Source organism: Rhodopseudomonas sp. AAP120 (assembly GCF_001295845.1).
Classification (GTDB): Bacteria; Pseudomonadota; Alphaproteobacteria; order Rhizobiales; family Xanthobacteraceae; genus Rhodopseudomonas.
Genome location: NZ_LJIC01000018.1, coordinates 96,346 through 104,179 on the forward strand (window position 1 = coordinate 96,346; position 7,834 = coordinate 104,179).

Here is a 7,834-nt window from a genome sequence, read left to right on the forward strand (position 1 = left end):
GTCCGACACGGCGCGGATGACCCGCGCCTTTTCCATGGAGTCTGCCATGCCCCACACCAATGTCGTGCTGTCGTTGTCCTGCCGCGATCAGCCGGGCATCGTCGCGGCCGTTGCCAAGACGCTGTTCGACGCCGGCTGCAATGTCGTCGAGGCGCATCAGTTCAACGATGCCGAGACGAATCTGTTTTTCATGCGGACGCGCTTCGCGATCCTGAAGCCGGGCGGCAGTATCGAGGCGCTGAAGGCGGAGTTCGAAGCCGTCGCCAACGACCTCGGCCTGACCTGGACGATGCGCAGCCTCAAGGAGAAGCAGCGGGTCATGATCCTTGTCTCGAAGTTCGATCATTGCCTCGCCGATCTGCTGTATCGCTGGCGCACCGGCGAGATCGATATGGATATCGTCGGCATCATCGCCAACCATCCGCGCGAGACCTACGCGCATCTCGACCTCGACGGCATCCCGTTTCACTATCTGCCGGTCACCAAGGCGACCAAGATGGAGCAGGAGGCTCAGGTCTGGGAGCTGATCCGCGCCGCGAACACCGACCTCGTGGTGCTGGCGCGCTACATGCAGGTGCTGTCGGACGGCTTGTGTGCCAAGCTGGCCGGACGCTGCATCAACATCCACCACTCGTTCCTGCCCGGCTTCAAGGGCGCGCGGCCGTATCACCAGGCGTTCGCGCGCGGCGTCAAGCTGATCGGCGCCACCGCGCACTACGTCACGCCGGATCTCGACGAAGGTCCGATCATCGAACAGGACGTCGAGCGCATCAGCCACCACAACACGGTCGAGGATCTGGTCCGCAAGGGCCGGGAAATCGAGCGCCGCGTGCTCGCCCGCGCCATCACCTGGCATCTCGACGGCCGCGTCATCATGAACGGCTCGAAGACGGTGGTGTTCAAGGATTGAGGGAACAGGCATTCGCCGCTCGCGTCATTGCGAGGAGCGAAGCGACGAAGCAATCCAGACCGGTGTGCGGAGCTGGATTGCTTCGCGGAGCCTGTCATCGGGCGGCGCTTTGCGCCGACCCGTTGGCTCGCAATGAGGACCCGTCCCCGGACACGAATAGAAAGCCCCGGCTCTGGGCAGAGCCGGGGCTTCCATGAGTAGGCGAAGGGCTGGCGTTACAGCGTCAGCTCATGCCGGCCGACCACCATCCAGTGCACCTCGTCCGGACCGTCGGCGAAGCGGAGGTGGCGGACGTCGGTGTACATCTCGGCCAGCGGGGTCCACTGCGAGATGCCGGTGGCACCGTGCATCTGGATCGCCTGGTCGATGATCTTGCAGGCGCGCTCCGGCACCATGGCCTTGACCATGCTGACCCAGACGCGCGCTTCCTTGTTGCCGAGCACGTCCATCGCCTTGGCGGCCTTCAGCACCATCAGCCGCATCGCTTCGATCTCGCAGCGGGCCTGGGCGATGATCTGCATGTTGCCGCCGAGATGCGCCAGCTTCTTGCCGAACGCTTCGCGGGTGAGGCCACGCGCCACCATCAGGTCGAGCGCCTTCTCGGCCTTGCCGATGGTGCGCATGCAGTGGTGGATGCGACCCGGGCCGAGGCGCAGCTGCGAGATCTCGAAGCCGCGGCCTTCACCGAGCAGGATGTTCTCCTTCGGCACCCGCACATTGTTGAAGCGCATGTGCATGTGGCCGCGCGGCGCGTGGTCGTGGCCGAACACGTGCATCGGGCCGAGCACTTCGACGCCGGGGGTGTCGACGGGCACCAGGATTTGCGACTGCTGCTTGCTCGGCGCGGCGGTCGGATCGGTCTTGACCATGACGATCATGATCTTGCAGCGCGGATCGCCGAGACCGGAGATGTAGTACTTCTCGCCGTTGATCACCCACTCGTTGCCGTCGAGCACCGCCGAGGTCGAGACGTTCTTGGCGTCCGATGAGGCGACGTTCGGCTCGGTCATCACATAGGCCGAGCGGATCTCGCCGTTCAGCAGCGGCTTCAGCCACTTCTCCTTCTGCGCCGGCGTGCCGACGCGCTCCAGCACTTCCATGTTGCCGGTGTCGGGCGCCGAGCAGTTCATCACTTCGGAGGCGAGCGGCGCCTTGCCGAGTTCGACCGCGATATAGGCGTAGTCGAGATTGCTCAGGCCTTCGCCGGTTTCTGCGTCGGGCAGGAAGAAGTTCCAGAGGCCTTCTTCTTTGGCCTTAGCCTTGGCCTTGCCGAGCAGATCGAGCTGCTCCTGGGAGAACGACCAGCGGTTCGGATTCTTCGCTTCCGCGATATCGAACTCGTGCTGCATCGGCTCGACGGTCTCGGCGATGAACTTCTTGACGTGGTCGTACAGCGGCCGGACCTTTTCCGACATCCGCAGATCATTCAGTTCGTCTTCCGGCGACAGCGTGTAGGGGGTCTGGCGGGGCACATAGGCCACTTGCATCGTATCGTCCTCCCGATGTGATCATCGCGTTGGTCCATCCTGGATGGATGGTTGCGGTCCTTTATAGACACGTTCCGGCGGCGTTGTCGAAGGGAACGCGGGCATGACCCTGCGCGCGAGTGTATCTGCTCGCGTTTAATTCCGCCCGGCGGACTGGGGGAGGCGCGAATCTACAATCGCGCCCGGATTTGAAACCCGTCACCGTTCATCGGGAGAGACATGGTTTCTGATACCCATGTAATGCGATACTGAGAAATCAGATTCTAAAACACACCGGTTGCGCTGCTCACAACGAAATTCTACGCGTGCCGCTCGATGTTACAGTTTTCCGACAATCGATGATCGACCTGTCGGCGACGCGACGCCGCCCGCAGGCGCCGATCACGGCACGCGCTGCGCACGTAGCGCCGGACTGCGAGGACGAACGATGAAGACGATTGGCCTGATCGGCGGCATGAGCTGGGAAAGCACGGCGGTGTATTATCGCCGGCTCAACGAACAGGTGCGCACGCTGTGCGGCGGGCTGCACTCCGCCGAGATGCTGATGCGCTCGGTCGATTTCGAATCCATCGTCGCGATGCAGACGTCGGGCGACTGGGACGGCGCCACGCGCGTGCTGCAGAAGATCGCGCGCGACCTCGAGGCTGCCGGTGCCGACTGCGTGCTGATTTGCACAAATACGATGCATAAGCTCGCCGACGCGGTGCAGAGCGCCATCGATATTCCGCTGCTCAACATTATCGACATCTGCGCCCACGAGCTGAAGGCGGCCGGCGCGCGCAAGCCGCTGCTGCTGGCGACGCGCTACACGATGGAGCACGACTTCTATCGCGAGCGGATGATCCGCCGCCACGGCCTCACGCCGATCGTCCCCGAGGCGGAGGACCGCACCGCGGTGCACGACATCATCTTTTCGGAACTGTGCTGCGGCATCATTCGCGAGACGTCGCGGCAGCGCTACATGGAGACGATCGCGCGGGGCCGCGCCGCCGGCGCCGACAGCGTGATTCTCGGCTGCACCGAGATCGGCCTCTTGATCCAGCCCGAGAACATTGATTTACCCGCCTACGACTCGACGCTGCTGCATGCCGATGCGGCGGTCGACTTCGCCCTTGGCAGCGGCCCGCTCGGCCGCGCCGACGCAGCCTAAGGAGAATAACAAGACATGCGCGCGATGGTCCTGCGGGAGCACGGGGGGCTCGACAAGCTCTCGTTCGACTCGAACTTTCCCGATCCCGAGATCGGCCCCGGTGATGTGCTGCTGCGCGTTCGCGCGACGTCGCTCAACTATCACGACATCTTCACGCGCCGCGGCATGCCGGGCATCAAGATCCCGCTGCCGGTGATCATGGGACTCGATGTCGCAGGCGAGATCGTCAAGGTCGGCGACGGCGTCGAGGGCTGGAAGGCCGGCGATCGCGTGCTGGTCGATCCGCTCAACCGCGTCGAAGGCGGGCTGATGGGCGAGACCATGAATGGCGGCCTTGCCGAGCTGTGCAAGGCGCGCGCGCATCAGCTGCTGCGCATCCCGGATAACGTCAGCTTCGAGCAGGCAGCGGCGCTGCCGGTCGCTTACGGCACCGCGCATCGCATGATGACCACCAACGGCCAGGTCAAGGCCGGCGAGAAGGTGCTGATCCTCGGCGCCTCTGGCGGCGTCGGCGTGTGCTGCGTGCAGCTCGCCAAGATCGCTGGCGCTTATGTGATCGCCTGCGCGGGCTCGGAAGAGAAGGGCGAGCGCCTCAAGGAACTCGGCGCCGACGAAGTCATCCTCTACACCCAGGAGGACTTCATGAAGGTGGTGCGCGAGCGGCATGGCCGGCCGGCGCGGGTCGGCGGCGGCTCGTCTGTCAATGGCGGCGTCGACGTCGTGGTGAACTTCACCGGCGGCGACACCTGGGTGAAGTCGCTGCGCACGCTCAAGCTCGGCGGCCGCATCCTGACCTGCGGCGCGACCGCGGGCTACGATCCGGCCGAGGATCTGCGCGTGATCTGGACGTTCGAATTGCAGGTCCGCGGCTCCAACGGTTGGGAGCGCGAGGATCTGGAAAAGCTGTTCGATCTGGTGTCGAGCGGCAAGCTCACCGCGCGGATCGACAAGGCGTTCCCGCTCGAGCAGGCCGCCGATGCGTTGCGGATGCTCGACGAGCGCACCGTGATCGGCAAGGTGGTGGTGACGCCATGAGCGAGCCGCTCTCCGCCGCGCAGATCGAGGCGATGCTGCAGGCATCGCCGTTCATCTCCTTCCTCGGGCTGACGGTGTCGAGCCTCGACGCCGCCAAGCAGGAAGTTGTGATGCGCGCGCCGATGCGGCCGGAATTCGAGCGCGAGGCGGGCACCGGGCAGTGGCACGGCGGCCCGATCGCCTCGATCATCGACACCGTCGGCGACTACGCGCTGGTGATGTTCGTCGGCCGCGGCCTGCCGACCATCAATTTCCGCGTCGATTATTTCCGCCCGGCGATCAACACCGCGCTGATCTCGACCGGCCGCGTGCGCCGGCTCGGCCGCACCGTCGGCGTTGCCGATGTCGACGTGCACGACGAGAAGGGCGCGCTGCTCGCCATCGGGCGCGCCACTTACGCCATCTAGAGAGGAAAGGCGCCGCCGCGATGAAGCCGCTCGCCGACAGGATCGCTCTCGTCACCGGCGCCAGCCGCGGCATCGGGCGCGCGATCGCTGTCCGGCTCGGCCAGGACGGTGCGCTCGTCGGCGTGCATTATCGCGCCGAGCGCGACAAGGCGCAGCAGACGCTCGACGAGATCCGCGCCGCCGGCGGCGACGGTTTTCTGATCGCGGCCGATCTCGCCGATCCGGCCGGCGCGACGCAGCTTGCCGACGCTTTGACGGCCGAGCTGCGGGCGCGGCGCGATCCGCCGCGGCTCGACATCCTGGTCAACAACGCCGGCATCGACGATCGCAAGACCATCGAGCAGGTGACCGAAGCCGATTTCGATCGCATGCTGCAGATCAACTTCAAGTCGCCGTTCTTCCTGATCCAGAAGCTGCTGCCGGTGCTGGCCGACGGCGGCCGCATCATCAACATCTCGTCGATGGCGGCGCGGCTGTCGTTTCCGACCATGCCGGTCTATGCGCCCACCAAGGCGGCGCTGTCGACGCTGAGCCGCATCCTCGCGGCGCATCTCGGGCCGCGCGGCATCACCGTCAACGCGGTGCTGCCGGGCGCCACTTCCACCGACCTCAATCCGTTATCCGATCCGGCGCGCGCCGCCGCGGTCCGCGACAGTGTGGCGCTCGGCCGCATCGCCGGGCCCGAGGACATTGCGCCGATCGTCGCCTTCCTCGCCTCGAAGGAAGGCGGCTGGATCACCGGCGAAACCATCGAAGCGAGCGGCGGCCAGCGGCTATGAATCGTCGATCCGGCCGCGAATGTGTTTCTCCGAAACCGGGTTCGCGCCGGACGATTTCTCTCCCGTTCTGCTGTTTCGTGCACGATCGTGCTACGTGCGCGGCATGTTTGGCATGTGACGTGCTTTATGCAATTCATCCGCAACGCTGCGCATCCAACGCGGCAAGGATGGTGCGCTGATGGACCGGATCGATCTGAAGATACTCGGCTGCTTGCAGGAAGACGCGATGATGCCGGTCGCCGCTGTGGCCGAGAAGGCGGGGCTGTCGACCTCGCCGTGCTGGCGTCGCATCCAGGCGCTGATCGAGAAGAAGATCATCCGCCGCCGCGTCGCGCTGCTCGATGCCAACCTGGTCAATGTGCCGGTGACGGTGTTCGTCACGCTGAAAACCAGCAAGCATCACAGCAAATGGATGACGACGTTTGCGCGCGAGGTCGCCAAGATTCCCGAGGTCACCGAATTCTACCGGATGAGCGGCGACGTCGACTATCTGCTGCGCATCGTGGTGCCGGACGTCGCGGCCTACGACAATGTCTACAAGCGGCTGATCAGCGCCGCCGAACTGTTCGACGTCAGTTCGAGCTTCGCGATGGAGACGATCAAATACTCCACCGCGCTGCCGCTGAACTACGCGGATGTCTGAGAAAAAGCCGGGCAGGCCGCATCAAGTCACGAGTTGGAACATCGACAGAAGCGGGGGATTGAAGACAGCATGACGAAGACTCAGCGGACGATCACCAGGCGCGCCACCGCGCTCGCTCTCGGCGCGGCGCTCGGCCTCGCGGGGCTCGGCGGCGCCTTTGCGCAGCAGGCCGACACTTCGCCGATCCGGATCGGCGTGCTCACCGACATGTCGGGCCTGTTCGCCGACATCTCCGGCCCCGGCGCGGTGGTCGCGGTCAACATGGCGGTGGAGGATTTCGGCGGCAAGCTGCTGGGTCGCCCGGTCGAGGTGTTGTCGGCCGATCACCAGAACAAAGCCGATATCGGCCTGTCGCTGGCGCGCGGCTGGATCGACGAGAAGAATGTCGTGATGCTGGCCGACCTGATGAATTCCTCGGTCGCGCTCGGCGTGATGGAGCTGACCAAGACCAAGGATCGCATCGCCATCGTCAACGGCGCCTCGACCTCGGTGATCACCAACGAGAAGTGCACGCCCAACAGCATCCACTACACCTGGGACACCTACGCGCTGGCGCGCGGCACCGCCAACGCCGTCGTCAGCCGCGGCAAGAAGAAGTGGGCGATCCTCGAGGCGGACTTCGCCTATGGGCATCAGCTCGCCGGCGACGCGACGCGGTTCGTCGAAGCGGCGGGCGGCAGCGTGGTCTCGACCATCAAGCACCCGATCAACACGGCCGACTTCTCGTCCTTCCTGCTGCAGGCGCAGAGCTCGGGCTCCGATGTGATCGCGCTCGCCAATGGCGGTGCCGACACCATCAACGCCATCAAGTCGGCGGCCGAGTTCGGTATCGGCCGCGACGGCAAGCAGCAGGTCGTCGGGCTCGCCATCAACCTCAACGACACCAAAGCGCTCGGCCTGCAGGCTGCGCAAGGCCTGTTGCTGACCGAAGCCTGGTACTGGGACCTCAACGACGAAACCCGCGCCTTCGCCAAGCGTTTCAACGACAAGTTCGGCAAGATGCCGACCTCGACCCAGGCCGGCGACTATTCGTCGACGATGCACTATCTGAAGGCAGTGGCTGCCGCCGGTACGCTCGACGCGCAGACCGTGATGGCCAAGATGCGCGAAATGCCGGTCGACGACTTCTTCGCCAAGGGCGGCAAGATCCGGATCGACGGCCGCATGGTGCACGACATGTATCTGGCCGAAGTGAAGAAGCCGGCGGACTCGAAAGGTCCGTGGGACTTCTACACCATCCTCGAGACCATCCCGGGCGACAAGGCGTTCCGCCCGCTGTCCGAAAGCGCCTGCCCGCTGGTGAAGAAGTAGCGGCGGCCTTCCCGCGGCGTGCGTCCGCACGCTCCGACGCCTCGGCACGCGCACGCATCTCTCAACCCGTCATGGCCGGGCTCGTCCCGGCCATCCACGTCTTGCCACATGG

At 65.1% G+C, this 7,834-nt stretch carries 8 protein-coding genes; 7 read left to right on the forward strand and 1 reads right to left on the reverse strand.

Annotation, left to right across the window (positions count from 1 at the left end; translation table 11 throughout):
• Window positions 1-46: 46 nt before the first annotated feature.
• Window positions 47-910 (forward strand): formyltetrahydrofolate deformylase, encoded by an 864-nt coding sequence (gene purU, locus IP86_RS04310; protein WP_054161284.1) that lies wholly within the window; start codon window positions 47-49, stop codon window positions 908-910.
• 215 nt (window positions 911-1,125) lie between these two features.
• On the opposite strand, the gene IP86_RS04315 is transcribed toward purU, so the two are convergent.
• Window positions 1,126-2,397 carry an acyl-CoA dehydrogenase family protein gene (locus tag IP86_RS04315; RefSeq protein ID WP_054161285.1) on the reverse strand — a complete coding sequence of 424 codons (1,272 nt, stop codon included), beginning with the start codon at window positions 2,395-2,397 and terminating at the stop codon, window positions 1,126-1,128.
• A 427-nt stretch (window positions 2,398-2,824) separates the two neighbouring features.
• Here IP86_RS04315 and IP86_RS04320 point away from each other — a divergent pair, with 427 nt between their 5' ends.
• From IP86_RS04320 to IP86_RS04345, 6 genes are all read left to right on the forward strand, one after another.
• A complete protein-coding gene (locus IP86_RS04320) occupies window positions 2,825-3,547 on the forward strand; it encodes an aspartate/glutamate racemase family protein (RefSeq protein ID WP_054161286.1) in 723 nt (240 codons plus the stop codon).
• Window positions 3,548-3,562: 15 nt separating this feature from the next.
• The gene (locus tag IP86_RS04325; protein ID WP_054161287.1) at window positions 3,563-4,582 is read left to right on the forward strand and encodes a quinone oxidoreductase family protein; all 1,020 of its coding nucleotides are present in this window, start codon (window positions 3,563-3,565) and stop codon (window positions 4,580-4,582) included.
• On the forward strand, window positions 4,579-4,989 hold the full coding sequence (locus IP86_RS04330) for a PaaI family thioesterase (RefSeq protein ID WP_054161288.1): 411 nt from the start codon (window positions 4,579-4,581) through the stop codon (window positions 4,987-4,989). Before IP86_RS04325 ends, IP86_RS04330 begins: the two co-directional genes overlap by 4 nt.
• A 20-nt stretch (window positions 4,990-5,009) precedes the next feature.
• Window positions 5,010-5,768, forward strand: a complete 759-nt coding sequence (locus IP86_RS04335; protein ID WP_054161289.1) for an SDR family NAD(P)-dependent oxidoreductase — start codon at window positions 5,010-5,012, stop codon at window positions 5,766-5,768.
• A gap of 178 nt (window positions 5,769-5,946) precedes the next feature.
• A complete protein-coding gene (locus IP86_RS04340; RefSeq protein ID WP_054161290.1) occupies window positions 5,947-6,411 on the forward strand; it encodes an Lrp/AsnC family transcriptional regulator in 465 nt (154 codons plus the stop codon).
• 69 nt (window positions 6,412-6,480) lie between these two features.
• On the forward strand, window positions 6,481-7,722 hold the full coding sequence (locus IP86_RS04345) for an ABC transporter substrate-binding protein (protein WP_054161291.1): 1,242 nt from the start codon (window positions 6,481-6,483) through the stop codon (window positions 7,720-7,722).
• Window positions 7,723-7,834 lie beyond the last annotated feature (112 nt).